This window comes from Hydrogenophaga crocea, from assembly GCF_011388215.1.
Lineage (GTDB): Bacteria > Pseudomonadota > Gammaproteobacteria > Burkholderiales > Burkholderiaceae_C > Hydrogenophaga > Hydrogenophaga crocea.
This window is the reverse complement of the sequence record NZ_CP049989.1, coordinates 2,222,745-2,244,986: the sequence shown is the minus strand read 5'-3', so window position 1 is coordinate 2,244,986 and position 22,242 is coordinate 2,222,745. Positions and strand designations below refer to the sequence as shown.

Genomic DNA, 22,242 nt, shown 5'->3' with positions numbered 1-22,242 from the left:
ACCCGTGCGGAACGCCTGCGGGCGCTTCCTAGAATGGCGCGGCCCACAGGGGGCACCCGCTGCACGACGGCGGGCCCAGCCATACAAACCACGGAGTTGAAACAATGGATCGTCGTTCTCTCATCCGGCATGCCGGAATCGCCAGCGTGCTCGCGGCCGGCGCGGCACCCGCCGTTCACGCCCAGGCCGCCATCCGCTGGCGCCTGACCTCCAGCTTCCCCAAGGCCCTGGACACCATCCACGGCGCGGCCGACGTGTTCGCGCAGTCGGTCAAGGCCATGTCGGGCGGCAAGTTCGAGGTCACGGTGCACGCGCCCGGCGAACTGGTGCCGGCCTTCGGTGTGGTGGACGCGGTGCAGGCCGGGACGGTGGAGGCGGGCCACACGGCGCCGTACTACTTCTTCGGCAAGGACGACACCTTCGCGCTCGCCACGGCGATCCCCTTCGGCCTCAACAGCCGCCAGCTCACGGCCTGGATGTACGACGGCAACGGCCTGAAGCTGTTCCGCGAGTTCTACGACCAGTACAACATCGTGAACTTCCCGGGCGGCAACACCGGCTCGCAGATGGGCGGCTGGTACCGCAAGGAAATCAAGACGGCGGCCGACCTCAAGGGCCTGAAGATGCGCATCGGCGGCTTCGCCGGCAAGGTGCTCACGCGCATGGGCGGCGTGCCGCAGAACATCCCTGGCGGCGAGATCTATCAGGCGCTCGAGAAGGGCACCATCGACGCCACCGAATGGATCGGCCCCTACGACGACGAGAAGCTGGGCTTCCAGAAGGTCGCCAAGAACTACTACTACCCCGGCTGGTGGGAAGGCGGCGCGCAGCTCGAGTTCTACATCAACAAGGCCGCGTACAACGCGCTGTCGCCCGAGAACAAGGCCATCGTCGAGAACGCCACGGCGCACGCCCACACGGTCATGCAGGCCCGCTACGACGCGCGCAACCCCGCGGCGCTCAAGCGGCTGGTGGCGGCCGGCGCCAAGGTGCTGGCCTTCCCCAAGCCGGTGATGGACCTGGCCTTCAAGGAATCGATGGCGCTGTACAGCGAGCTCAGCGCCTCGAACCCCAACTGGAAGAAGATCTACACCGACTACGCGAACTTCCGGCGCGACCAGAACCTCTGGTTCCGCTTCGCCGAGGCGCAGTTCGACCGCTACATGCAGTCGGCCAAGCTCTGAGCCCTGGCCGGTCGGTCGCGGGCCCCGCAGCAGCGGGGCCCTTTTTCGTTCGGTGGCGCCGCACGGCGGCGGCCGGTCGGGCTTTGGCTGATGCTCAGGTTCGGCTTGCTAGACTGTCGGGTTTTCCCGTCGGCGCTCCCTTTCCCCGGGGTTTCCCATGCAAGCCTTGCTCAAGCTCTCCGCCTTCATCGACCGGATCAACGACCTGATCGGCCGCGCGATGATGTGGTTCGTCCTCGCCGCCACGCTCATCAGCGCCGGCAACGCCATCGTCCGCAAGGTCGCCGGCACCAGCTCCAACGCCTGGCTCGAGGTGCAGTGGTACCTGTTCGCGGCCGTGTTCATGCTCGGCGGCGGCTACGCCTTCCTGCGCAACGCCCATGTGCGCATCGACTTCCTGTCGTCCAAATTCAGCGCACGCACCCGCAACTGGGTCGACATCGTCGGCATCGTGGTGTGCCTGGTGCCGCTGTGCCTCATGCTCATCGTCGAAGGCTGGCCCGTGTTCGCGCGCGCCTGGGTGTCGGGCGAGATGTCGTCCAACGCGGGCGGCCTGATCCGCTGGCCGGTGTACCTGCTCATTCCCGTGGGCTTCGCGGTGCTGCTCGCGCAGGGCGTGTCCGAGATCATCAAGCGCGCGGCCTTCCTGAGCGGCGCCGGCCCTGACGTGCTGGCCCACAAGGAGCCCGACGAAACCGAGGTCCTGCTCAAGGAACTCTCCGCCGCCGACGCCGCGGCCCAGAACAAAGCCTGAGCGAGCCCGCCATGACCGCCTTCATCACCGCCAACTTCGTGCCGCTGCTGTTCTGCGGCCTGCTGATCTTCCTGCTGTCGGGTTTTCCGGTGGCCTTCTCGCTGGCCGCCACCGGCCTGTTCTTCGGCTACATCGGCATGGAGGTCGGGCTGTTCCCGTCCAACCTGTTCCAGGCCCTGCCGCTGCGCGTGTTCGGCATCATGCAGAACGACACGCTGCTCGCCATTCCCTTTTTCACGCTGATGGGCATCATCCTCGAGCGCAGCCGCATGGCCGAGGACCTGCTCTCCACCATCGCCCAGGTGTTCGGGCCGGTGCGTGGCGGCCTGGCCGTGGCCGTGGTGCTGGTGGGCGCGCTGCTCGCGGCCACCACCGGTGTGGTCGCGGCCGCGGTGATCTCCATGGGCCTGATCTCGCTGCCCATCATGCTGCGCTACGGCTACAACCGCACCATCGCCATGGGCACCATCACCGCGTCGGGCACGCTGGCGCAGGCCATCCCGCCCTCGCTGGTGCTGATCGTGCTGGCCGACCAGCTCGGCCGCTCGGTGGGCGACATGTACGCGGGCGCGCTGGTCCCGGGCCTGATGCTCGTGGGCCTCTACCTGCTCTTCATCGCAGGCGTGGCCATCGTGCTGCCCAAGTGGGTGCCCGCCCTGCCGCCCGAGGCGCGCATCTACACCGAGCCCAACGGCGCCTCGGGCCACCGCTCGCTGCTGGTGCTGCTGGCCGTGTGCGCGGCCGCGAGCTGGTACTGGTCCACGCAGCACGAGGCCATCATCAATCCCATGATCGGGCGCGAAATAGCGGCCGGCGGCGACGAGGTGGTGATCATGTCCATCACCGTGGGCTCGGTGCTCGCGCTGGCGATTGCGCTGCTCAACCGCCTGTTGCGCCTGGGCCTGCTCTCGCGCCTGGCCGAGCAGGTCACCTTCGTGCTCATCCCGCCGCTGGTGCTGATCTTCCTGGTGCTGGGCACCATCTTCCTGGGTGTGGCCACGCCCACCGAAGGCGGCGCCATGGGCGCGCTGGGCGCGCTCATCATGGCGGCCGGCCGCCGCACGCTCAGCATGAAGCTGCTGCGCGAAGCCATGGAGAACACCACCAAGCTGTCGATCTTCGTGCTGTTCATCCTGATCGGCTCCACCGTCTTCAGCTTCACCTTCAACGCCGCCGACGGCCACATCTGGGTCGAGCACCTGTTCGACAAACTGCCCGGCGGCCAGCTCGGCTTCCTGATCTTCGTGAACTTCCTGGTCTTCGTGCTGGGCATGTTCATCGACTTCTTCGAGATCGCCTTCATCGTGGTGCCGCTGCTGGCGCCGGTGGCGCAGAGCCTGGACATCGACCTGATCTGGTTCGGCGTGATCCTCGCGATGAACCTGCAGACCTCGTTCCTCACGCCGCCCTTCGGCTTCGCGCTGTTCTACCTGCGCAGCGTGGCCGCGCGGCAGGACTACACCGACAAGGTCACGGGCAAGCTGATCCCGGCGGTGACCACGGCGCAGATCTACAAGGGTTCGATCGCCTTCATCATCCTGCAGATCATCATGGTGGTGGTGGTCATCGCCTACCCGAACCTCGTCACGGGCCACATCGGCCAGGCCGTGAAGGTCGACAACGAGACCGTGCAGGAAATGCTGCAGGACATGGCGCCGCCGGCGGAAGACGAAGAACCGGCCGCCGAGGGCGAGGCCGACCCGCTCAAGCCCGCAGAGGAGCCGGCGGCGTCGACCGAGGAAGACCCGATGAAGGCTTTGCAGGAAAGCCTCAAGAACGAGAAGAAGTGAGGGGCCGGCCGTGCTGATCGATGTGAAGGTGCTGGACCCGCGCATGGCGGACCAGCTTCCCGCCTACGCCACGCCCGGCAGCGCCGGCCTCGACCTGCGCGCCTGCCTGGACGCGCCGCTCACGCTCGAACCCAATGCCTGGCAGCTCGTGCCCACGGGGCTGGCGGTGCACCTGGCCGACCCGGGCTATGCGGCGCTGATCCTGCCGCGCTCGGGGCTGGGCCACAAGCACGGCATCGTGCTCGGCAACCTCGTGGGCCTGATCGACAGCGATTACCAGGGCCAGCTCATGGTGAGCGCCTGGAACCGCAGCGACGTGGCCTTCACGCTCCAGCCCATGGAGCGCCTGGCGCAGATGGTGATCGTGCCCGTGGTGCAGGCGCGCTTCAACGTCGTGAACGACTTCAGCGCCGAAAGCGCGCGCGGCGCGGGCGGCTACGGCTCGACCGGGCGCGGCTGAGCCGCGCCGGGGGCAGGGCCCCGCGGCCCTCAGTGCAGGGTGTGCGGCGCGCTGTCGTCGTCGCCGTCGCTGTCCGGCGCATCGATCTGCGTGCGGAAGAAGCCCGTGCCCAGCGTGCCCGCGCCGATCTCTTCCTCGGTGGCCTCGCGCACCGCGTGCAGCTTGAGGTGGATGCGCAGCGCGATGCCCGCGAGCGGGTGGTTGCCGTCGAGCACCACGTGGTCGGGGTAGATGTCGCTCACGAAGAACAGGCGGTCGCGCGGCGCGGTGGGGTTGCAGCCCGGGGGCAGGCCCTCGAAGCCCATGCCCACCTCGAGTTCGGCGGGAAAGCGCTCGCGCGGTTCGAGGAACAGCAGCCGGTCGTCGTAGTCGCCGAAGGCGTCCACGGGCTCCAGGTGCAGTTGCAGCGCATCGCCGGCCTGGTGGCCCTGCAGCGCTTCTTCGATCTTGCCCAGCAGGTCGTTGCCCCCCACCAGGAACTCCACCGGGTCGTCGAGCGTGTCGAGTTCTTCGCCCAGCGTGTCCTTGAGCGTCCAGGTGAGCGCCACCACGCACTGCGGCGTGACGGTCATCGGGTCTTGGTCCTTGGATTTCATCCGACAATTCTCCCATGAGCCTTTCCCCCGACACCGCCTTGCCGCTGCTGGGCGGCCTCACGCCCGCGCGCTTCATGCGCCGCCACTGGCAGAAAAAGCCCTTGTTGATCCGCCAGGCCGTGCCCGGCATGCGGCCGCCGATCGAGCGCAGCGCGCTGTTCGATCTCGCGGGCCGCGAGGGCGTGGAATCGCGCCTGATCGCGCGCCGCGACGACACCTGGACCCTGCGCCACGGCCCCTTCGCGCGCCGCGCGCTGCCGCCCGTGGGGCGCGCTGGCTGGACGCTGCTGGTGCAGGGCGTGGACCTGCACGTGCCGGCGGCGCATGAACTGCTGCAGCGCTTTCGCTTCGTGCCCGACGCGCGGCTCGACGACCTCATGATCTCCTGGGCCAGCGACGGCGGCGGCGTGGGCCCGCACTTCGACAGCTACGACGTGTTCCTGCTGCAGGCCTCGGGCCGGCGCCGCTGGCGCGTCGGCCGCCAGCGCGACCTGAGCCTGCGCGGCGACGTGCCGCTCAAGATCCTCGCGAATTTCGAGCCCGAGGAAGAGTTCGTGCTCGAGGCCGGCGACATGCTCTACCTGCCGCCGCGCTGGGCCCACGACGGCGATGCCGTGGGCGGTGACTGCATGACCTGCTCGATCGGCTTCCGCGCCCCGCAGCGCGGCGGCCTGGCCGAAGAACTGTTGCAGCGCCTGGCCGACGAGATCGAAGACCCGGTGCTCTACCGCGACCCGCAGCAGGCCGCCACCGACACGCCGGCCCGCCTGCCCGCCGACCTGCTGGCCTTCGCGCACGACGCGGTGCAGCGCGCGCTCGCGCGGCCCGAGGCGCTCGCGCTCTCGCTGGGCGAAGTCATGACCGAGCCCAAGCCCCACACCTGGTTCGACGAGCCCGCCCAGCCCTGGACGCCCGGCGCCTTGTCGCTCGACCGGCGCACGCGCATGATGTACGACGACCGCTTCGTCTTCATCAACGGCGAAGGCCTGCGCGCCGCGGGCGCCGATGCGCGCCTGATGCGCCGCCTGGCCGACCGCCGCGCCCTGAGCGCGCGCGAGGTGCAGCGCGCGAGCCCCGAGGCGCAGGCGCTGCTGGGTGACTGGCACGACGCGGGCTGGCTGCACCGCGACACCGACACCCCCTGAGCCCGGAGACCCGATGAACCCCGACGCCCCCAGCCCCGCGAACCCGCCCGGTCCACACGTCCCGGCCGCGCTGCCCGAAGGCCGCCTCGTCGGCCGCGTGGCCTTCGGCGATGCGGTGCGCGCGGCCATGGCCGCGGCGGCGGCCGAAGGCTGGTCGGGCATCGTGCTGGCCGACGACAACTTCGACGGCTGGCCGCTCGGTGAGCGCGCGGTGGTGGAGGGCCTGAACGCCTGGGCCCGTCAGGGCCGCCGGCTGCGCCTGCTGGCGCGCGACTTCGCGCTGTTGCGCCAGCAGCACCCGCGCTTCGTGCAGTGGCGCACCACCTGGTCGCACCTGGTGGAGGCGCACGGCGTGCCGCAGGCCTCGCCGCACGAAATACCCGGGGTCATCTGGACCCCGACATGGACCCTGGAACGGCTCGACCCGGTGCGCTGCACGCTCGTGGCCGAGCGCAGCGCCGAACGCCGCGTGGCGCTCGCTGAGCGCCTGGACGACTGGTGGGCCAAAGGGCGCCCGGCCTTCGCGGCCACGACCCTGGGCCTGTGATACGCCGCGCGCAGCGCGGCGGGGGTGTCAGTTGAGGTCCCCGGCGAGCAACTGCACGATGCGCTGCGCGTTCTGCGAGGCGTCGGGCTTGCCCTGGGCGTCGAGCACCGACACCGTGGTGGTGTCGTCCACGCTCTTGACGAGGATGCGGTAGCGCTGCGGCGTGGGCTGCTTGTCGTCCGACCCGAACAGGCGGCTGAAGAAGCCGGGTTTGCTCGTGGGCTGCACGGGTTCGACATAACGCACGAAGTAGGTGCCTTCGCTGCGGTTGCGGTCTTCCACGGTGAAGCCACTGCGGTCGAGCGACAGGCCCACACGCCGCCAGGCGCGGTCGAAGTTGTCGTTGAACTGCAGCACCGGCTGGTTGCCCACCGTGGTCACGCGAGCGGTCTGGCGGGCCGCGGGCGCGGTGGCGACCACCGATTGCGCCTGGGCTTCGGCCACGCCGAGCTTGACCATCAGACGGCGCAGGAATTCGGCCTCGAGCTCGGGATCGGCCGGGCGCGGCTGCCACACGGTCTGGTCTTTCTCGCGCGTGGAATACACCTCGGCCATGCCGCGGTGCGACACGTAGATTTCGGTGCCGCCGCTGGCGTTGCGCTCCAGGCGGGTGCGGAACTTGTCGCGCTCGCCGGTGGAGTAGAGGCTGTCGAACAGGCGGCCGATGGTGTTGCGGATGATGTCCTGCGGGATCTTGGCGCGGTTCTCGGCCCAGTCGGTTTCCATGATGCCCAGGGTTTCCTGGTCGACATCGAGCAGGAAGCCGTTTTCCTGCCAGAAGTCGCGGATGGGGCCCCAGAGCTGCGCGGGCGCGCGGTTGACGACGAGCCAGCGCTGGCTGCCCGAGCGCTCGATGCGCACGTCGCCCACCTGCAGCGGCGCCGTGCCGGCGCCCGGGGCGCTCGCGCCGCTGGTCTGGCTGGTCTGGTAGCCGCTGGCCGTGACGGCCGCTCCGGGCACCACGTAGCGCGTGTCGCGGCTGAGCTGGGTCAGGTCGGGCGGCACGTCGAGCGAGCTGCCGCGCTGCGCGCTCTTGTAGTCGATCTTGTCCTCTTTGAGGATCGAGCAACCCGACACCAGCAGGGCGGCGCAGGCAATGAGGCCCAGCCGGTGGAGCGGGCGGGTGGAGCGGGCAAGTTGGCGCATCGGCTAGACGGGTGGGTTATTTCAACAGGCCGGCGTCGCGCAGCGCGGCTTCGACCTGCGGCACCAGGTGGCGCGACATGGGGGTGAGCGGCAGGCGCATGGTTTCGCCGCACAGGCCCATGCGCGACATGGCCCATTTGAGCGGGATGGGGTTGGCTTCGCAGAACAGCTGCTTGTGCACGGGCATGAGGCGCTTCTGGATCGCCATGGCCTTCTTCGAGTCGCCCGCGATGGCGGCCACGCAGAGCTCGTGCATGTCGCGCGGGGCCACGTTGGCGGTGACGCTCACGTTGCCATGGCCGCCGCAGAGCATGAGCGCCACGGCGGTGGGGTCGTCGCCCGAATACACGGCGAAGCCCGCGGGCACGTCGCGGATCAGCCATTGCGCGCGCTCGATGTTGCCGGTGGCCTCCTTGATGCCCACGATGCCCTTGACCTGGGTCAGGCGCAGCACGGTGTCGTGCTGCATGTCGGCCACGCTGCGGCCGGGCACGTTGTAGAGCACGATGGGCAGGTCGCCCGTGGCCTCGGCGATGGCCTTGAAGTGCTGGTACTGGCCCTCTTGCGTGGGCTTGTTGTAGTAGGGCACGACCTGCAGCTGGCAGTCGGCACCCACGCCGCGCGCGAACTTGGCGAGGTTGATGGCCTCGGCAGTGGAGTTGGCGCCGCAGCCGGCCATGATGGGCACGCGCTTGTTGGCCTGTTCCACCGCGACGCGGATGATCTCGCAGTGTTCCTCGACCGAAACCGTGGGCGATTCGCCCGTGGTGCCGACGACGCCGATGCAGTCGGTGCCTTCGGCGATGTGCCAGTCGACCAGCTTGCGAAGGCCGGCGTAATCGACGCTGCCGTCGGGGTTGAACGGGGTGGCCAGGGCCACGATGCTGCCGGTGATCATGTGCATGGCGGATCGTTGTGTCGGCGTGTTGCAAACGGGCACGCCGGGCGCCCTCGGAGGGCGGGTGAGCGGTGCATTCTACCCAGCGTCTACCCCGCGCTTTCGAGCCGGTAGCGGGGCGGTGGTGCACCGTCGGGGCGGCGCTCGCGCACCGCCACCAGGCGTTGCACGAAGCGGTCGGGGGATTCACAGAAGCCGTCTTCGTACGCCACCGTGCGAAGACCGCCGGCAGCGGCCAGCAGTTCCCCGGGCCGCAGCAGGAAATCGGGCCGCGAGGGCTTGCCCACCGTGGCGTGGTCGCTGCCGAAGGTTTCGTAGATGAGCACGCCGCCCTCGGCGACGCTGGCCACGATCTGCGGCAGCAGGGCGCGCCAGAGGTAGTTCGTGACGACCACGCCCGCGAAGGTCTGGCCCGGCAGCGGCCAGGGGCCGTTCTCGATGTCGGCCAGCAGCGCGCGCCCGGGGCCCGCGACCGGGGCGATGGCCGCAATGGCTTCGGGATCGCGGTCCACACCCGTGACCGGGTGGCCGCGCTCGGCGAACCAGCGCAGGTGGCGCCCGCGCCCGCAGGCCAGGTCGAGCACCTCGCCGCCCGCGGGCACCAGGTGCGACCAGCGCCGCACCCAGGCCGAAGCCGCTTCGTTGCCGTGCATCAGAAGCAGCTCCAGAGGCGGTCGGCCATGTCGACCAGGAAGCCCGGGCGCTGGTACAGCGTGAAGGTGGCCAGCAGCAGGCCTATCGCCGCGGCCCAGGCCAGGGCGCGCTGGACCCTGGTCATGCCGCGGCCCCGGCGGCGCGCGGTGCGCGCGCAATCGGCGCTTCGCGCACCGGCAGGTTCACGATCGCCGCGAACACGCCGAGCGCGATCGCGATGTACCAGACGATGTCGTAGCTGCCGGTGCGGTCGTAGAGGTAGCCGCCCAGCCACACGCCCAGGAAGCTGCCGATCTGGTGGCTGAAGAACACGAAGCCGCCGAGCATGGACAGGTGGGCCACGCCGAAGATCTGCGCCACCGTGGCGTTGGTGGGCGGGATGGTGGACAGCCACAGCAGGCCCATGACGCCGGCGAAGATGTACACGCTCATGGGTGTGAGCGGCGCCCACAGGAACAGCGCAATGGCCACGGCGCGCGCGAGGTAGATGAAGGCCAGGATGTGGCGCTTGGCCATGCGCTGGCCGAGCGCGCCCGCGGCGTAGGTGCCGAACACGTTGAACAGTCCGATCAGCGCCAGCGCGTAGCTCGCCACCTGGGGCGACAGGCCGTTGTCCTTGAGGTAGCTGGGCATGTGCACGCCGATGAACACCACCTGGAAGCCGCACACGAAGTAGCCCGCCATGAGCAGCTGGAAGCTGCGGTACCGGAAGGCCTCGCGCAGCGCCTGGGCGATGGTCTGCTCGCGCTTGACGGCGGTGGCGCCGCCGAAGCCGGGCTCGCGCAGGCCCACGGCCAGCGGCACGATCAGCAGCACCGCCACGGCCAGCACCAGCAGCGCGTTCTGCCAGCCCAGGCTCTCGATCAGCTGGCCTTCGACCGGCACCATGAGGAACTGGCCGAACGAGCCCGCGGCCGCGGCCACGCCCATGGCCCACGAGCGCTTCTCGGCCGGCAGCTGGCGGCCGATGACGCCGTAGATCACGGCGTAGGTGGTGCCGGCCTGCGCGGCGCCGATCAGCACGCCGGTGGTGAGCGCGAAGCCGAGGGTGGAGGTGGACAGCGCCATGCCCGCCAGCCCCAGGCCGTAGAGCCCCGCGCAGACGATGAGCACGCGGAAGGCGCCGAAGCGGTCGGCCGCCATGCCCGCGAAGATGCCGAACAGGCCCCAGGCGATGTTCTGCACGGCCAGCGCGAAGGCGAAGGTTTCGCGCGTCCAGCCCTGGGCCTGGGTGATGGGCTGCAGCCACAGGCCGAAGCCGTGGCGGATGCCCATGGAGAGGGTGACGATGAGGGCACCGCAGGCGAGCACCTGGGCGGCGGAAAGGGGGCGGTGCGTGGACATCCCGGCACTCTAGCCGGAATGGCTGCCCCTGTCGGGCCCGGGGCTGCACCGCGGTCTTGAAAGTTCCGCACGGGATTGTGTCGCGGCGCGCATCGGTGACGCGTGGGCGACAGGATCGAGCGGCTCAGCGCAGCTCGAGCCGCACGAAATGCGGCGCCACCAGCCGCAGGCCGTCGAGCGTGCCCAGGTTCACCACGCTGGTGGCCACGAGGTGCAGCGTGCGGCCTTTGAGCGATTCGAGTGGCTGTGCATCGGCCGGCTGCGCGCTGGAGACGTCGGCCAGCGCGCGGAATTCGCGAACGTATTCGCTGGCGGCGCCGGACGCGGCGGGCCGCTGCTCGTGGAAATCCTTGCGCAGGCCGGGGTCGGTCTGCAGCGCCATGAAAGCGCCGTCGCACAGGCCGTCGGCGGGCACGGTCGCGGTGCAAGCGCGTGAGGCGAACAGTTCGTACGACGCGGGCGAAGGCGGTTCGGCCGTGGCACCCGACGAGTAGGGATGGAACATGGCGTTGCGGCGGTCACCGCTGCGCACCTCCTGCAGCCATTCGTGCGCCAGCGAGGCGCCGATCTGCAGGCTGCCCTGGGTTGGATCGTTGAAGCGCACCACGAGCCGGAACGGCGCGGCTTTCAGGCGCAGCACGCCGTCGCGCGGCAATGCGCTGCGCTGGCCTCCCTGCTCGATGAAGACCTGGTAGCCCAGGCCCGGACGGCGTTTCGCAGCGTCGAGCATCACGCCCTCGGCCCAGGTGGCCAGGGCGGTGTCGCCGCTTTCGAGCGCGCCCTGGTACAGGCTGTAGCGCATCACGGGCGGCGGCGCGGGGGCGCGGTCGTTGAACGGCAGCGGGTCGGCGCCGCGCTCGAGCAGGGCCTGGGCGAGCGGCCGCTTGCCCATCAGCGCGGCGGCCTGCAGCGGGGTCATGAGCGCGCCGGGCGCGCCGTCGGGCGAGGCGCCGCGCGCGATCAGCAGATCGGTGAGCGCGTCGTTCTCACGCAGGATGGCGCTGGTCAGCAGGGTATTGGCGCTGCCGCGCCAGGTGCTGTCGAGCGCGTCGATGCGCGCACCGCGCCCGCTCAGCTCGTCGAGCCAGGCGGCAAAGGTGGGGCCGTCGAGCACGGCGCTGGCCACGTCGAGCGGGCAGCCCAGGGGTGTGCAGCGGTTGGGGTCGGCGCCGCGGTCGAGCAGGGCGCGCACGGCGGCCAGGTCGCGCCGCTGCACGGCGCGCACCAGGGGCGTGGTGTCGTCGCCGAAGCGGGTGTTGGCATCGAGCCCCGCGGGCAGCGCGGCGATTTGCGCGGCCTGGCGTGTGTCCCAGAACGCGGCCTGGGTGCGCGCCTGGGCGTCTGCCAGCAGCTGGTCGGGGTGTGGCAGCCGGCCCTGTTGCACCATGCGCGCGGCCCAGGCCTCGAAGGCCGGCCCGGGGTCGAGCGCCAGCGTGGCGGGCGTTCGGGCCACGAGCTCCACCACCACCCAACCCGGGCCGGCGTTGTTGGGCAGCGGCGCCTCGATGGGGGCCGAGCGTGTGCCCGGCACCAGCAGATCGCGCAGGGCACGGCGCACCGGCGGCACCGGCTCGACCAGGTTGGCCGCCTGCCGGGTGGTGACGCTGCGCGCCAGGCCGCTGAAGCTGGCCAGCCGTGCCTGGCCCAGGCTGGGGTAGATGGCGGCCCGGTACTCGAAGGCCTGGCTCCCCGCGCTGTGCCGGGCGGCCACCAGCAAGGCCTGCCACTGCGCCGGCGACCGGGCCGGGGCCGGCTGGCCCGCCGCGGCCGGGGGCGCGGCGGTCTGCGCCCACAACGCCCCGGTGGGCAGCGCCGCCAGCAGCGCCAGAAGGAGGGCGGGGGCGGCGGCCCGGAGCCGGCGGCGGCGGGCGCCGGGGCAGGCGGTGGCGTGCGGGGTCAGGGGCATGGCGAAGGCGCGGAGCGGTGGAGGCAGCGGTCCGATTGTTGCGCCGCAAGCCCGCTGCGCGATGGTCTGTATGGGCATCCAGTGGTTTGCGCCATCCACCCCTACAATCCGCGCCCATGGCAAGCACCCCATCCACCTATTCCGAAGGCTCCATCCGCGTCCTCAAGGGGCTGGAGCCGGTCAAGCAGCGGCCGGGCATGTACACCCGCACCGACAACCCGCTGCACATCATCCAGGAGGTGCTGGACAACGCGGCCGACGAGGCCCTGGCGGGGTTCGGCAAGAAGATCAAGGTCACGCTGCACACCGACGGTTCGGTGAGCGTGGAAGACGAAGGCCGCGGCATTCCCTTCGGCCTGCACCCCGAAGAAAAGGCCCCCGTGGTCGAGCTGGTGTTCACCCGGCTGCACGCGGGCGGCAAGTTCGACAAGGGCAAGGGCGGCGCGTACAGCTTCTCGGGCGGCCTGCACGGCGTGGGCGTGAGCGTGACCAACGCACTGTCGCAGCGCCTGGAGGTGATCAGCTTCCGCGATGGCCAGGTGGCGCGTCTGGCCTTTTCGGGCGGCGACGTGATCGAGCCGCTGGCCGTGGCCGCGCGCGGCGAGGGCGACCGCAAGCAGGGCACCACGGTGCGCGCCTGGCCCGACGCGAAGTACTTCGAGTCGGCCGCGCTGCCCATGAACGAGCTGGTGCACCTGCTGCGCAGCAAGGCCGTGCTCATGCCCGGCGTGACCATGCAGCTCGTGGTCGAGAAGACCCGGGACGTGCAGACCTGGCAGTACAAGGGCGGCCTGCGCGACTACCTGCAGCAAACGCTCACCGCCGATCCGGTGATTCCCATGTTCGAGGGCGAGGGCTACGCCGAAAGCGGGCACGACAGCTTCGCCGAGGGCGAGGGCGCGGCCTGGTGCGTGGCCTTCACCGAAGACGGCGCTCCGGTGCGCGAGAGCTACGTCAACCTGATCCCCACCAGCGCCGGCGGCACGCACGACAGCGGCCTGCGCGACGGCCTGTTCCAGGCCGTCAAGGGCTTCATCGAGCTGCACGCGCTGCTGCCCAAGGGCGTGAAGCTGCTGCCCGAAGACGTGTTCGCGCGCGCCAGCTACGTGCTGAGCGCCAAGGTGCTCGACCCGCAGTTCCAGGGCCAGATCAAGGAGCGCCTGAACTCGCGCGACGCGGTGCGCCTGGTGTCGAGCTACGTGCGCCCCGCGCTCGAGCTCTGGCTCAACCAGCACGTGGAGCACGGCAAGAAGCTCGCCGAGCTCGCCATCAAGGCCGCGCAGACGCGCCAGCGCGCGGGCCAGAAGGTGGAGAAGCGCAAGGGCAGCGGCGTGGCCGTGCTGCCCGGCAAGCTCACCGACTGCGAGAGCCGCGACCTCGGCCACAACGAGATCTTTCTGGTCGAGGGCGATTCGGCCGGCGGCAGCGCCAAGATGGGCCGCGACAAGGAATGCCAGGCCATCCTGCCGCTGCGCGGCAAGGTGCTCAACACCTGGGAGGTCGAGCGCGACCGCCTGTTCGCCAACAACGAGATCCACGACATCGCGGTGGCTATCGGCGTCGACCCGCACGGCCCCAACGACACGCCCGACCTGAGCGGCCTGCGCTACGGCAAGGTCTGCATCCTGTCGGACGCCGACGTGGACGGGTCGCACATCCAGGTGCTGCTGCTCACGCTGTTCTTCCGCCACTTCCCCAAGCTGATCGAGGCCGGCCACGTGTACGTGGCGCGCCCGCCGCTGTTTCGCGTGGACATTCCCGCGCGCGGCAAGAAGCCCGCGGCCAAGGTGTACGCGCTCGACGACGGCGAGCTGCAGGCCATCCTGGACAAAGCCGCCAAGGAAGGCGTGCCCGCCGACAAATGCCAGGTGAGCCGCTTCAAGGGCCTGGGCGAGATGAGCGCCGAGCAGCTCTGGGACACCACGCTCAACCCCGACACGCGCCGCCTGCTGCCCGTCACCCTGGGCGCGCACGACTTCGCGACCACCGAAGCGCGCATCACCCAGCTCATGGGCAAAGGCGAAGCCGCCGCCCGCCGCGAACTCATGGAACTCCACGGTGACGCCGTGGAGGTGGACATCTGATGACCGACGAGACCACCCCCGAACTGCCCCTGGCGACGGCCGAGCCCGACGACAGCCTGGCCGCCTACGCGCAGCGCGCCTACCTCGAGTACGCGCTCTCCGTGGTGAAGGGCCGCGCCCTGCCCGACGTGTGCGACGGCCAGAAGCCGGTGCAGCGCCGCATCCTCTACAGCATGGACCGCATGGGCCTGAGCTACGGCGGGCCCAACAACAACACGCCCGCGCGCCCCGTGAAGAGCGCGCGCGTGGTGGGCGACGTGCTCGGCCGCTTCCACCCGCACGGCGACCAGGCCGCCTACGACGCGCTGGTGCGCATGGCGCAGGACTTTGCACAGCGCTACCCGCTGATCGACGGCCAGGGCAACTTCGGCTCGCGCGACGGCGACGGCGCCGCGGCCATGCGCTACACCGAGGCGCGGCTGGCCAAGATCAGCACGCTGCTGCTCGACGAGATCGACATGGGCACGGTCGACTTCGTGCCCAACTACGACGGCTCCACCACCGAGCCCCGGCAGTTGCCCGCGCGCCTGCCCTTCAACCTGCTCAACGGCGCGAGCGGCATCGCCGTGGGCCTGGCCACCGAGGTGCCCAGCCACAACCTGCGCGAGGTGGCCGATGCCTGCGTGGCGCTGGTGAAGAACCCCAAGCTGGGCGACGACGAGCTGTTCGCCCTGATCCCCGGCCCCGACTACCCGGGCGGCGGCCAGATCATCAGCCCCGCGGGCGACATCGCCGACGCCTACCGCACGGGCCGCGGCAGCCTCAAGGTGCGCGCGCGCTGGAAGATCGAAGACCTCGCGCGCGGCCAGTGGCAGCTCGTGGTCACCGAACTGCCGCCGGGCACGAGTTCGCAGAAGGTGCTCGAAGAGATCGAGGAGCTCACCAACCCCAAGGTCAAGGCCGGCAAGAAGGCGCTCACGCAGGAGCAGAACCAGCTCAAGGCCAGCGTGCTCGCGGTGCTCGACGGCGTGCGCGACGAGTCGAGCAAGGACGCGCCGGTGCGCCTGGTGTTCGAGCCCAAGAGCAGCCGCATCGAGCAGCAGGAGCTCATCACGCAGCTGCTCGCGCACACCAGCCTGGAGACCTCGGCGCCGATCAACCTCACGGTGATCGGGCTCGACGGCCGGCCGGTGCAGAAATCGCTGCGCCAGATGCTGCTCGAGTGGATCGAGTTCCGCCAGACCACCATCACGCGGCGTTCGCAGCACCGGCTCGACAAGGTGCTCGACCGCATCCACATCCTCGAAGGCCGGCAGCTCGTGCTGCTCAACATCGACGAGGTGATCCGCATCATCCGCCACAGCGACGAGCCCAAGTCCGCGCTGATCGAGGCCTTCCGCCTGAGCGATCGCCAGGCTGAGGACATCCTCGAAATCCGGCTGCGCCAGCTCGCGCGGCTCGAAGCCATCAAGATCGAGCAGGAGCTCAAGGAACTGCGCGAAGAGCAGGGCCGTCTCGAAGACATCCTGGCCAACCCGAGCAGCCTGCGCCGCCTGATGGTCAAGGAGATCGAGGCCGACGCCAAGGTCTTCGCCGACGAGCGCCGCACGCTGATCCAGGCCGAGAAGAAGGCCGTGGCCGAGATCAAGGTGGTCGACGAGCCGGTGACGGTGGTGGTGTCGAGCAAGGGCTGGGTGCGTGCGCGCACGGGCCACGGCCACGACGCCGGCGCCTTCGCCTTCAAGGCCGGTGACGGCCTGTACGGCACCTTCGAGTGCCGCACGGTGGACACGCTGATCGTGATCGGCAGCAACGGCCGCGTGTACTCGGTGCCCGTGGCCAGCCTGCCCGGCGCGCGCGGCGACGGCCAGCCCGTGACCACGCTGATCGACCTGGAAAGCGGCACCCAGCCGCTGCACTACTTCGCCGGCCCGGCCAACGCGGCGCTGCTCCTGAGCAGCAGCGGCGGCTACGGCTTCATCGCCACGGTCGAATCGATGATTTCGCGCCAGAAGGGCGGCAAGACCTTCATCAACCTCGGCGAGGGCGAGGTGCCGTGCGCACCCTCGCACGCGGCCTTCACCACCGGCAGCCAGCCGCTCGCGCCGGCCACGCACGTGTGCTGCGCGTCCACCGGCGGGCGCATCCTCACCTTCGAGATCGGCGAGCTCAAGCAGATGGACAAGGGCGGTCGCGGCCTGATGCTGATCGACCTCGAACCCAAGGACACGCTCGCGGGCGCCGCGGCCTATACGCGCAGCGTGAAGATCGAAGGCATCGGCCGCGGCGGCAAGGAACGCGACGAGACGCTGGAGATCCGCAGCCTCAACAACGCCAAGGCCGGCCGCGGCCGCAAGGGCAAGGCGGCCGATCTGGGCTTCAAGCCCGCGCGCATCACGCGCGTGGAGTGACGCGGTGGCCGGCGCCGCGCTCACGACCGATGCGCTGCGCCGCCACGCGATCGCCCGCAGCCTGTTCGCACCGCAGGCCTTGCCGGCCGCGGTGCGGCGGCTGGGCTTCGTGCAGGCCGACCCCCTGCGTGCCCCCGCCCGCGCGCAAGACCTGATCCTGTTCCAGCGCGTGCGTGGCTACCGCGCTGGCGATCTCGAACGCGGCTACGAGCGCCTCGGTCTCGAGGAAGACGCATTCGTCAACTACGGTTTCGTGCCGCGCAGCCTGTTCGGCCTGCTGCACCCGCGTGCGCCGCGCCGCCCCTGGGACGCGGCCACCGCGCGCCGCGCCAGCGAGGTGCTGGCGTTCGTGCGCGAGCGTGGTGTGGTGCATCCGCGCGACGTGGGCGAGGCCTTTGCGCACCATGGCCGCGTGGCCGGTTACTGGGGCGGCGAACTCAACGCCAGCACGCGGCTGCTCGACCAGATGCACCACCACGGCTGGCTGCGCGTGCGCCGCCGCGAGGGCGGCACGCGCTTGTACGAGGCCATGCAGCACCCCGCGCATGAAGACAGCCCCGCGGCGCGGCGCGCCCGCGCCGAGGCCCTGGTCGACGCCATCGTGAACCTCTACGCGCCGCTGCCCGCGGCCAGCCTCGGCTACCTGGTGACGCTGCTGCGCTATGGCGCGCCCCATCTGGCGGTCGAAGCGCGCGCCGTGGCGAAGGCCGCGCGCCAGCGCTATGGCCACGCGGTGGTGGACGGCACGGCCTGGTTCTGGCCCGCCGACGAAAACCCCGCCTCGCGCCGCCACCGGCCGGCCGACGCCGTGCGCGTGCTCGCGCCCTTCGACCCGGTGGTGTGGGACCGCCGCCGTTTCGAGCTGTTGTGGGGTTGGGCCTACCGCTTCGAGGCCTACCTGCCCGCGGCGCGCCGCACCATGGGCCACTACGCGCTGCCCCTGCTGTGGGGCGAACAGGTGCCGGGCTGGATCAACCTGCGGATGCAGGACGGCCGGCTGCTGCCGGCACCGGGCTTCGTGTCGGGCCGCGCACCGCGCGACCCGGCGTTCCGGCGTGCGCTCGACGAAGAGTTGGCGCGCCTCGAGGTGTGTTTGTCGGGCTATGCGCGCCCGACCTGAGGAGTCAAGACCATGCAATCGGGTGAGATCACCGGTGTGTTGATCGCCATGGCCGTGGGCCTTGTGGCGTTTGCGCTGTCGCGCTGGGCCACGCGGCGTGTCATGCAGCGCCGCGCGGCGCGCGAGAAAGCGACCGCTGAGGCCACGCAGAGCCGCCAGGTACGGCGCGCGAACGCGCGCCGCCAGCAACGCTGATCAGCCCAGCTCGGCGATCAGCTCGATCTCCACGCAGGCGCCCATGGGCAACTGCGCCACGCCGAAGGCGCTGCGCGCGTGGGCCGAGCCGAAGACCTCGCCCAGCAGTTCGCTGCAGCCGTTGGTGACCAGGTGCTGCTCGGTGAAGGTGGGTGTGCTGTTGACCAGGCTCATGACCTTGACGATGCGCTTGACGTCGTCGAGCGTCTTGCCGGCCGCTTCGCAGGCCGCCTGCAGCGTGCCCATCAGGGCGATGGCCACCGAGCGCGCGGCTTCCTTGCCTTCTTCGGTGGTCATGGTCAGGCCGAGCTGGCCGACCCAGGCCTGGCCGTTTTTGCGCGCGATGTTGCCGCTGATGAACACGAGGTTGCCGGTCTGCACGAAGGGCACGTAGGCGGCGGCCGGGACGGCCACGGGGGGCAGGGTGATGCCCAGTTGCTTGAGCTTGGCGAGTGCGCTCATCGGTCGCTCCAGGAAGGCGGTTGAAAGGAGCGATCGATTCTATCGACCGGTGCGTCAGTGCCCTTCGCGCGGATCGAGCTCGCGCCCTTCCAGTTCCGCCGGCGGCGCCACCGTCACCGCCACCTCGAGCGTGTGCTGCGCGCCGCCCTGGATCACGCCGCGCATGGGCGAGACGTCGCTGAAGTCGCGGCCGATCGCCAGGACCACGTAGTCCTCGCCCGGGCTGCCCGCGCCGCAGCGGTTGTTGGTGGGGTCGAAGTCGAACCACTGGCCCGGCGTGTCGCCGCTGGCCGGCGCGTAGACCGACACCCAGGCGTGCGAGGCGTCGGCGCCGATCAGGCGCGGCTTGCCCGGCGGCGGCTGCGTGAGCAGGTAGCCGCTCACGTAGCGCGCGGGCAGGCCCAGGCTGCGCAGGCAGCCGATCATGATGTGCGCAAAGTCCTGGCACACGCCCTTGCCCTGGGCCAGCGCTTCGAGCGCGGGCGTGTTGACCTCGGTGCTCGCGGTTTCGTAGCGCAGCTCGGTGTGGATGCGCTCCATCAGCGCGCGCGCGGCCTGCAGCAGCGGCAGGCCGGGTTCGAAGGCCGGGCGCGCCCATTCGCTGAAGGCCTCGTCGCGCGGCACCATGGGCGAGGCGAAGACGAACTCGGCCGCGGCCTCGTAGGGCGCGTTCACCCGGTAGCGGAAGTGCTCGCGCACGCGCTCCCAGGCCATGCCCCGCCATGGTGCGCCTTCGGGCAGGGGCTGGGGCGCGCGGGTGTGTACCGTGCTGTCGGCCAGCACGCTCAGCGCCTCGTGTGGTGCTTCCTGCGCAAAAAAGGTGCGCAGGTTGCCGTGCGCGTCCTTGGTCTGGTGCACGGTGGCGGGCTCGGGCGCGATCGCCAGCCGGTGCGCGAGCACGCGCTGCGTGGCGGTTTCGCGCGGCGTGAGGTGCAGCATGTGCTGCGCCATGTCCACCGGGCTCTGGTAGCGGTAGGTGGTGCAATGGCGGATGCGCAGCTCCATGGCGGGCTTCCTCAGGCGCTCAGGCTCTGGCTGCGGCGGTCGGCGTGGCTGAAGTGCAGCCGCGCGATGGCCTCCGACAGGTCCATGGCCGCGATTTCGCAGTCGGCCAGCACGCTGGCGAGCGCGCTCCAGCGGCGCTGGCCGTCGCCGTCGCGCTGCCAGTGGCTGAGTTCGGTGAGCGACCAGTGCGCGGGGTCGGGCAGTTCGCGCGCGAACTCGGCGTCTTGCGGCGCCACGTTCTGCCCCAGGCGCGCGAGGCGCGCGCGCAGGGTCTTGACCACCCAGGCCAGCGAGCGCGGGTTGTCGGGGTCGAGCACCAGCAGGTCGATCAGCGCGACCATGTCGCGGCGCTGCTGGTACTGCGCGTGGAAGGTGATGGTGGAGTCGAACAGCGCCACCATGGCCTCGAAGCCCGCGGGCTCGTGCAGGCTGCCGGTTTCCAGGCCCAGCGCGAGCGCGCGCGAGAGCGTGATCAGGCGCTCGATGTGGCGGCCCACGGACAAGAGCCGCCAGCCGTCGTCGCGCACCATGCGGTCGGTCTGCGAGCCGGTGATGGCGGCGAGCATCTCGCTGGCCTCCTGCAGCATGGACTGCGCTTCGCCCGTGGCGTACTCGGCGTCTTCGGCGAGCTGCGCGGCCGAGCCCATGAAGCCCGCGTGCGTCAGCTCGATGAGCTTCCAGTGCTCGCGCGAGAGCCGCTCGCGCACCTGCGAGGCCGCGGCCTTGAGCGCGCCCAGGTTGAAGCCCACGCTGAACGAGCTGCCGGCCTGCGGATCGTGCGGCGGCGGCGCGAGGTTGGCCATGAGGCAGCGCGCGAACACGCGCGACGACTGCGTGGCGTCGGGCGCGTCGGGCAGCACCAGCGCGTTCTCGCGCGCCACGGCCGAGAGCCAGGCCAGCAACGCGGGCGTGCCGGGCTCTTCGCCGTCGAGCTGGTCGAGCACGATCTCGGCCAGGCGCACGGTGTTCTCGGCGCGTTCGGTGTAGCGGCCGAGCCAGAACAGGTTCTCGGCGGCGCGGCTGGTCACGGGGCGCTTCTGCTGCGCGATGGCGAAGGTGCTGGGCTGGCTTTGCGTGAGCGTGGCGTGGTCGACCGGGCCGTCGGTGAGCACCCAGCAATCGGCGCTGCTGCCGCCGCGTTGCATGGCGGCCACGAGCTGCCCGCGCGGCGCCAGCCGCACCAGGCCGCCCGGCAGCACGTGCCACGAACCCGTGCCGTCGGCGAGCGCGAACACGCGCAGCAGCGTGGATCGCGGCAGGATGCGTTCGCCGTCCCAGGTGGGCGTTTGCGACAGCGGCAGCCAGGACTGCACGGTGTAGTCCTCGGGCCGGCGCGCCATGCGGCCCGACCACTCGTCGAGCTCGCGAGCGCCCAGGGCCTGGCCGATCGCGGTCTCCAGGCCCGAGCGCGGGTAGGTGGGCTTGATCACGCCGCCCTTGAGCAGCGGCAGCACGCTGCGCAGGGCCGCGTCTTCGCCGCACCACCAGGTGGCCAGGGAAGGCATGGCCAGCGGTTCGCCGAGCAGGTGCTCGCTGATGGCGGGCAGGAAGCCCAGCAGGGCGCTCGATTCGAGCGGCGCCGAGCCCGGCGCGTTGGCCAGCACCAGGTTGCCCGCACGCAGCGCCTGCAGCAGGCCGGGCACGCCCAGGGTGGAGTCGGCGCGCAGCTCGAGCGGGTCGAGCCATTCGTCGTCGAGGCGCTTGATCAGCGCGTGCACCGGTTCGAGCCCGCCCAGCGTCTTGAGGAACACGCGCTGGTCGCGCACCGTGAGGTCGTTGCCCTCGACCAGCATGAGGCCGAGGTAGCGCGCGAGGTAGGCGTGCTCGAAGTAGGTTTCGTTGTAGGGGCCGGGCGTGAGCAGCGCGATGCGCGCGTTCTCGCCTTCGGGCGCGATGGCCTTGATGCCGTCCATGAGCGCGCGGTAGCTCGCGGCCAGGCGCTGCACGCGCAGCCCCGCGAAGGCCTTGGGAAACTGGCGCGCGATGGCGATGCGGTTTTCGAGCAGGTAGCCCAGGCCCGAGGGCGCCTGGGTGCGCTGGCCCACCACCCACCAGCGGCCGTCGGGGCCGTGCGCGAGGTCGAAGCCCACGATGTGCAGCCAGGTGCCGCCGGCCGGGCGCACGCCCTGCATGGCGCGCAGGTAGCCCGGGTGGCCCTGCACCAGCGCGGCGGGCAGCAGCGCGCGCTTGAGCAGTTCGCGCGGGCCGTAGAGGTCGGCCATCATGGCGTTGAGCAGGCGCGCGCGCTGGTGCACGCCGGCCTCGATCTGCGCCCAGTCGGCCGGGCCCACGAGCATGGGGAAGAGGTCGAGCGACCAGGGGCGTTGCAGGCCGCCTTCGTCGGCGTAGACGTTGTAGGTGACGCCGTTGTCGCGGATCTGGCGCTGCAGGTTCTCGGCGCGGCGGTTCAGGTCGGCCAGGCCTTCCTGGCCGATGTGCTCGAAGAAGTCGGCCCAGGGGGTGGCCAGGCCGTGCGGGCCGTCGCCGCGCAGTTCGTCGAGGTGGCCTGCGTCGGCGGGCATGGCCAGGGACTGCGCCCACTCGCCCGGTTGTTCGGGCAGCAGGGCGTCGAAGAGCGAATCGCCGGGATCTTGGTTCACG

20 protein-coding genes are annotated in these 22,242 nt (G+C 70.8%); 10 read left to right on the top strand and 10 right to left on the bottom strand.

From position 1 onward, the window contains the following. Positions 1-104 precede the first annotated feature (104 nt). From G9Q37_RS10630 to dut, 4 genes are all read left to right on the top strand, one after another. Entirely contained in the window at positions 105-1,184 is a 1,080-nt protein-coding gene (locus G9Q37_RS10630) for a TRAP transporter substrate-binding protein (RefSeq protein WP_166227171.1), read from the top strand. Positions 1,185-1,341: 157 nt separating this feature from the next. Then, complete coding sequence (locus G9Q37_RS10625; RefSeq protein WP_166227170.1) at positions 1,342-1,938, top strand: TRAP transporter small permease subunit; 597 nt, start codon at positions 1,342-1,344, stop codon at positions 1,936-1,938. An 11-nt stretch (positions 1,939-1,949) separates the two neighbouring features. Beyond that, positions 1,950-3,728 carry a TRAP transporter large permease gene (locus G9Q37_RS10620; protein WP_166227169.1) on the top strand — a complete coding sequence of 593 codons (1,779 nt, stop codon included), beginning with the start codon at positions 1,950-1,952 and terminating at the stop codon, positions 3,726-3,728. A gap of 10 nt (positions 3,729-3,738) precedes the next feature. Then, positions 3,739-4,188 carry a dUTP diphosphatase gene (gene dut, locus G9Q37_RS10615; protein ID WP_166227168.1) on the top strand — a complete coding sequence of 150 codons (450 nt, stop codon included), beginning with the start codon at positions 3,739-3,741 and terminating at the stop codon, positions 4,186-4,188. A gap of 29 nt (positions 4,189-4,217) precedes the next feature. Here the strand turns inward: dut and G9Q37_RS10610 are convergent, their stop codons facing one another. Continuing rightward, on the bottom strand, positions 4,218-4,760 hold the full coding sequence (locus G9Q37_RS10610; protein ID WP_166231183.1) for an FKBP-type peptidyl-prolyl cis-trans isomerase: 543 nt from the start codon (positions 4,758-4,760) through the stop codon (positions 4,218-4,220). A 38-nt stretch (positions 4,761-4,798) separates the two neighbouring features. On the opposite strand from G9Q37_RS10610, the gene G9Q37_RS10605 reads away from it, so the two are divergent. Together G9Q37_RS10605 and G9Q37_RS10600 are read left to right on the top strand one after the other, a co-directional pair. Continuing rightward, positions 4,799-5,929, top strand: a complete 1,131-nt coding sequence (locus G9Q37_RS10605) for a cupin domain-containing protein (protein ID WP_166227167.1) — start codon at positions 4,799-4,801, stop codon at positions 5,927-5,929. Positions 5,930-5,942: 13 nt separating this feature from the next. Further along, positions 5,943-6,476: a hypothetical protein gene (locus tag G9Q37_RS10600; protein ID WP_166227166.1), complete on the top strand. Its 534-nt coding sequence runs from the start codon at positions 5,943-5,945 to the stop codon at positions 6,474-6,476. Positions 6,477-6,503: 27 nt separating this feature from the next. On the opposite strand, the gene bamC is transcribed toward G9Q37_RS10600, so the two are convergent. The 6 genes from bamC to G9Q37_RS10575 all read right to left on the bottom strand — a co-directional run bounded on the left by bamC (position 6,504) and on the right by G9Q37_RS10575 (position 12,424). After that, positions 6,504-7,622: an outer membrane protein assembly factor BamC gene (gene bamC, locus G9Q37_RS10595; protein ID WP_166227165.1), complete on the bottom strand. Its 1,119-nt coding sequence runs from the start codon at positions 7,620-7,622 to the stop codon at positions 6,504-6,506. 16 nt (positions 7,623-7,638) lie between these two features. Next, positions 7,639-8,526: a 4-hydroxy-tetrahydrodipicolinate synthase gene (dapA, locus tag G9Q37_RS10590; RefSeq protein ID WP_166227164.1), complete on the bottom strand. Its 888-nt coding sequence runs from the start codon at positions 8,524-8,526 to the stop codon at positions 7,639-7,641. Between the two features lie 83 nt (positions 8,527-8,609). Further along, positions 8,610-9,173: a class I SAM-dependent methyltransferase gene (locus G9Q37_RS10585; protein ID WP_166227163.1), complete on the bottom strand. Its 564-nt coding sequence runs from the start codon at positions 9,171-9,173 to the stop codon at positions 8,610-8,612. After that, complete coding sequence (locus G9Q37_RS21945) at positions 9,173-9,298, bottom strand: hypothetical protein (RefSeq protein ID WP_277345043.1); 126 nt, start codon at positions 9,296-9,298, stop codon at positions 9,173-9,175. Before G9Q37_RS21945 ends, G9Q37_RS10585 begins: the two co-directional genes overlap by 1 nt. Further along, positions 9,295-10,518: an MFS transporter gene (locus G9Q37_RS10580; RefSeq protein ID WP_166227162.1), complete on the bottom strand. Its 1,224-nt coding sequence runs from the start codon at positions 10,516-10,518 to the stop codon at positions 9,295-9,297. The genes G9Q37_RS21945 and G9Q37_RS10580 overlap by 4 nt, the downstream gene beginning before the upstream one ends. A gap of 124 nt (positions 10,519-10,642) precedes the next feature. Further along, positions 10,643-12,424 (bottom strand): ankyrin repeat domain-containing protein, encoded by a 1,782-nt coding sequence (locus tag G9Q37_RS10575; RefSeq protein WP_166227161.1) that lies wholly within the window; start codon positions 12,422-12,424, stop codon positions 10,643-10,645. A gap of 116 nt (positions 12,425-12,540) precedes the next feature. Between G9Q37_RS10575 and G9Q37_RS10570 the strand changes: the two genes are divergently transcribed. Genes G9Q37_RS10570 through G9Q37_RS10555 form a run of 4 tightly spaced genes read left to right on the top strand, consistent with a single transcriptional unit; the run spans position 12,541 to position 18,174 of the window. Next, positions 12,541-14,508: a DNA topoisomerase IV subunit B gene (locus G9Q37_RS10570; RefSeq protein ID WP_166227160.1), complete on the top strand. Its 1,968-nt coding sequence runs from the start codon at positions 12,541-12,543 to the stop codon at positions 14,506-14,508. Further along, positions 14,508-16,859 carry a DNA topoisomerase IV subunit A gene (gene parC / locus G9Q37_RS10565; RefSeq protein ID WP_166227159.1) on the top strand — a complete coding sequence of 784 codons (2,352 nt, stop codon included), beginning with the start codon at positions 14,508-14,510 and terminating at the stop codon, positions 16,857-16,859. The genes G9Q37_RS10570 and parC overlap by 1 nt, the downstream gene beginning before the upstream one ends. A 4-nt stretch (positions 16,860-16,863) precedes the next feature. Further along, positions 16,864-17,979, top strand: a complete 1,116-nt coding sequence (locus G9Q37_RS10560; protein ID WP_166227158.1) for a DNA glycosylase AlkZ-like family protein — start codon at positions 16,864-16,866, stop codon at positions 17,977-17,979. Positions 17,980-17,991: 12 nt separating this feature from the next. Further along, entirely contained in the window at positions 17,992-18,174 is a 183-nt protein-coding gene (locus G9Q37_RS10555; RefSeq protein WP_166227157.1) for a hypothetical protein, read from the top strand. Here the strand turns inward: G9Q37_RS10555 and G9Q37_RS10550 are convergent, their stop codons facing one another. The 3 genes from G9Q37_RS10550 to G9Q37_RS10540 are packed head-to-tail and all read right to left on the bottom strand — an operon-like array spanning position 18,175 to position 22,241. After that, a complete protein-coding gene (locus tag G9Q37_RS10550; protein WP_166227156.1) occupies positions 18,175-18,636 on the bottom strand; it encodes a RidA family protein in 462 nt (153 codons plus the stop codon). Between the two features lie 54 nt (positions 18,637-18,690). Then, a complete protein-coding gene (locus G9Q37_RS10545; RefSeq protein WP_166227155.1) occupies positions 18,691-19,641 on the bottom strand; it encodes a transglutaminase family protein in 951 nt (316 codons plus the stop codon). Between the two features lie 11 nt (positions 19,642-19,652). Continuing rightward, positions 19,653-22,241 carry a circularly permuted type 2 ATP-grasp protein gene (locus G9Q37_RS10540; RefSeq protein ID WP_166227154.1) on the bottom strand — a complete coding sequence of 863 codons (2,589 nt, stop codon included), beginning with the start codon at positions 22,239-22,241 and terminating at the stop codon, positions 19,653-19,655. Between the last annotated feature and the right edge of the window lies 1 nt (position 22,242).

Coding starts and splice junctions, on each gene's coding strand:
- G9Q37_RS10545 (WP_166227155.1), bottom strand. CDS start 19,641: ATGGAGCTGCGCATCCGCCATTGCACCACCTACCGCTACCAGAGCCCG.
- G9Q37_RS21945 (WP_277345043.1), bottom strand. CDS start 9,298: ATGACCAGGGTCCAGCGCGCCCTGGCCTGGGCCGCGGCGATAGGCCTG.
- G9Q37_RS10630 (WP_166227171.1), top strand. CDS start 105: ATGGATCGTCGTTCTCTCATCCGGCATGCCGGAATCGCCAGCGTGCTC.
- G9Q37_RS10625 (WP_166227170.1), top strand. CDS start 1,342: ATGCAAGCCTTGCTCAAGCTCTCCGCCTTCATCGACCGGATCAACGAC.
- G9Q37_RS10620 (WP_166227169.1), top strand. CDS start 1,950: ATGACCGCCTTCATCACCGCCAACTTCGTGCCGCTGCTGTTCTGCGGC.
- G9Q37_RS10610 (WP_166231183.1), bottom strand. CDS start 4,760: ATGACCGTCACGCCGCAGTGCGTGGTGGCGCTCACCTGGACGCTCAAG.
- G9Q37_RS10580 (WP_166227162.1), bottom strand. CDS start 10,518: ATGTCCACGCACCGCCCCCTTTCCGCCGCCCAGGTGCTCGCCTGCGGT.
- parC (WP_166227159.1), top strand. CDS start 14,508: ATGACCGACGAGACCACCCCCGAACTGCCCCTGGCGACGGCCGAGCCC.
- G9Q37_RS10600 (WP_166227166.1), top strand. CDS start 5,943: ATGAACCCCGACGCCCCCAGCCCCGCGAACCCGCCCGGTCCACACGTC.
- G9Q37_RS10550 (WP_166227156.1), bottom strand. CDS start 18,636: ATGAGCGCACTCGCCAAGCTCAAGCAACTGGGCATCACCCTGCCCCCC.
- bamC (WP_166227165.1), bottom strand. CDS start 7,622: ATGCGCCAACTTGCCCGCTCCACCCGCCCGCTCCACCGGCTGGGCCTC.
- G9Q37_RS10555 (WP_166227157.1), top strand. CDS start 17,992: ATGCAATCGGGTGAGATCACCGGTGTGTTGATCGCCATGGCCGTGGGC.
- G9Q37_RS10575 (WP_166227161.1), bottom strand. CDS start 12,424: ATGCCCCTGACCCCGCACGCCACCGCCTGCCCCGGCGCCCGCCGCCGC.
- G9Q37_RS10585 (WP_166227163.1), bottom strand. CDS start 9,173: ATGCACGGCAACGAAGCGGCTTCGGCCTGGGTGCGGCGCTGGTCGCAC.
- G9Q37_RS10605 (WP_166227167.1), top strand. CDS start 4,799: ATGAGCCTTTCCCCCGACACCGCCTTGCCGCTGCTGGGCGGCCTCACG.
- dapA (WP_166227164.1), bottom strand. CDS start 8,526: ATGCACATGATCACCGGCAGCATCGTGGCCCTGGCCACCCCGTTCAAC.
- G9Q37_RS10570 (WP_166227160.1), top strand. CDS start 12,541: ATGGCAAGCACCCCATCCACCTATTCCGAAGGCTCCATCCGCGTCCTC.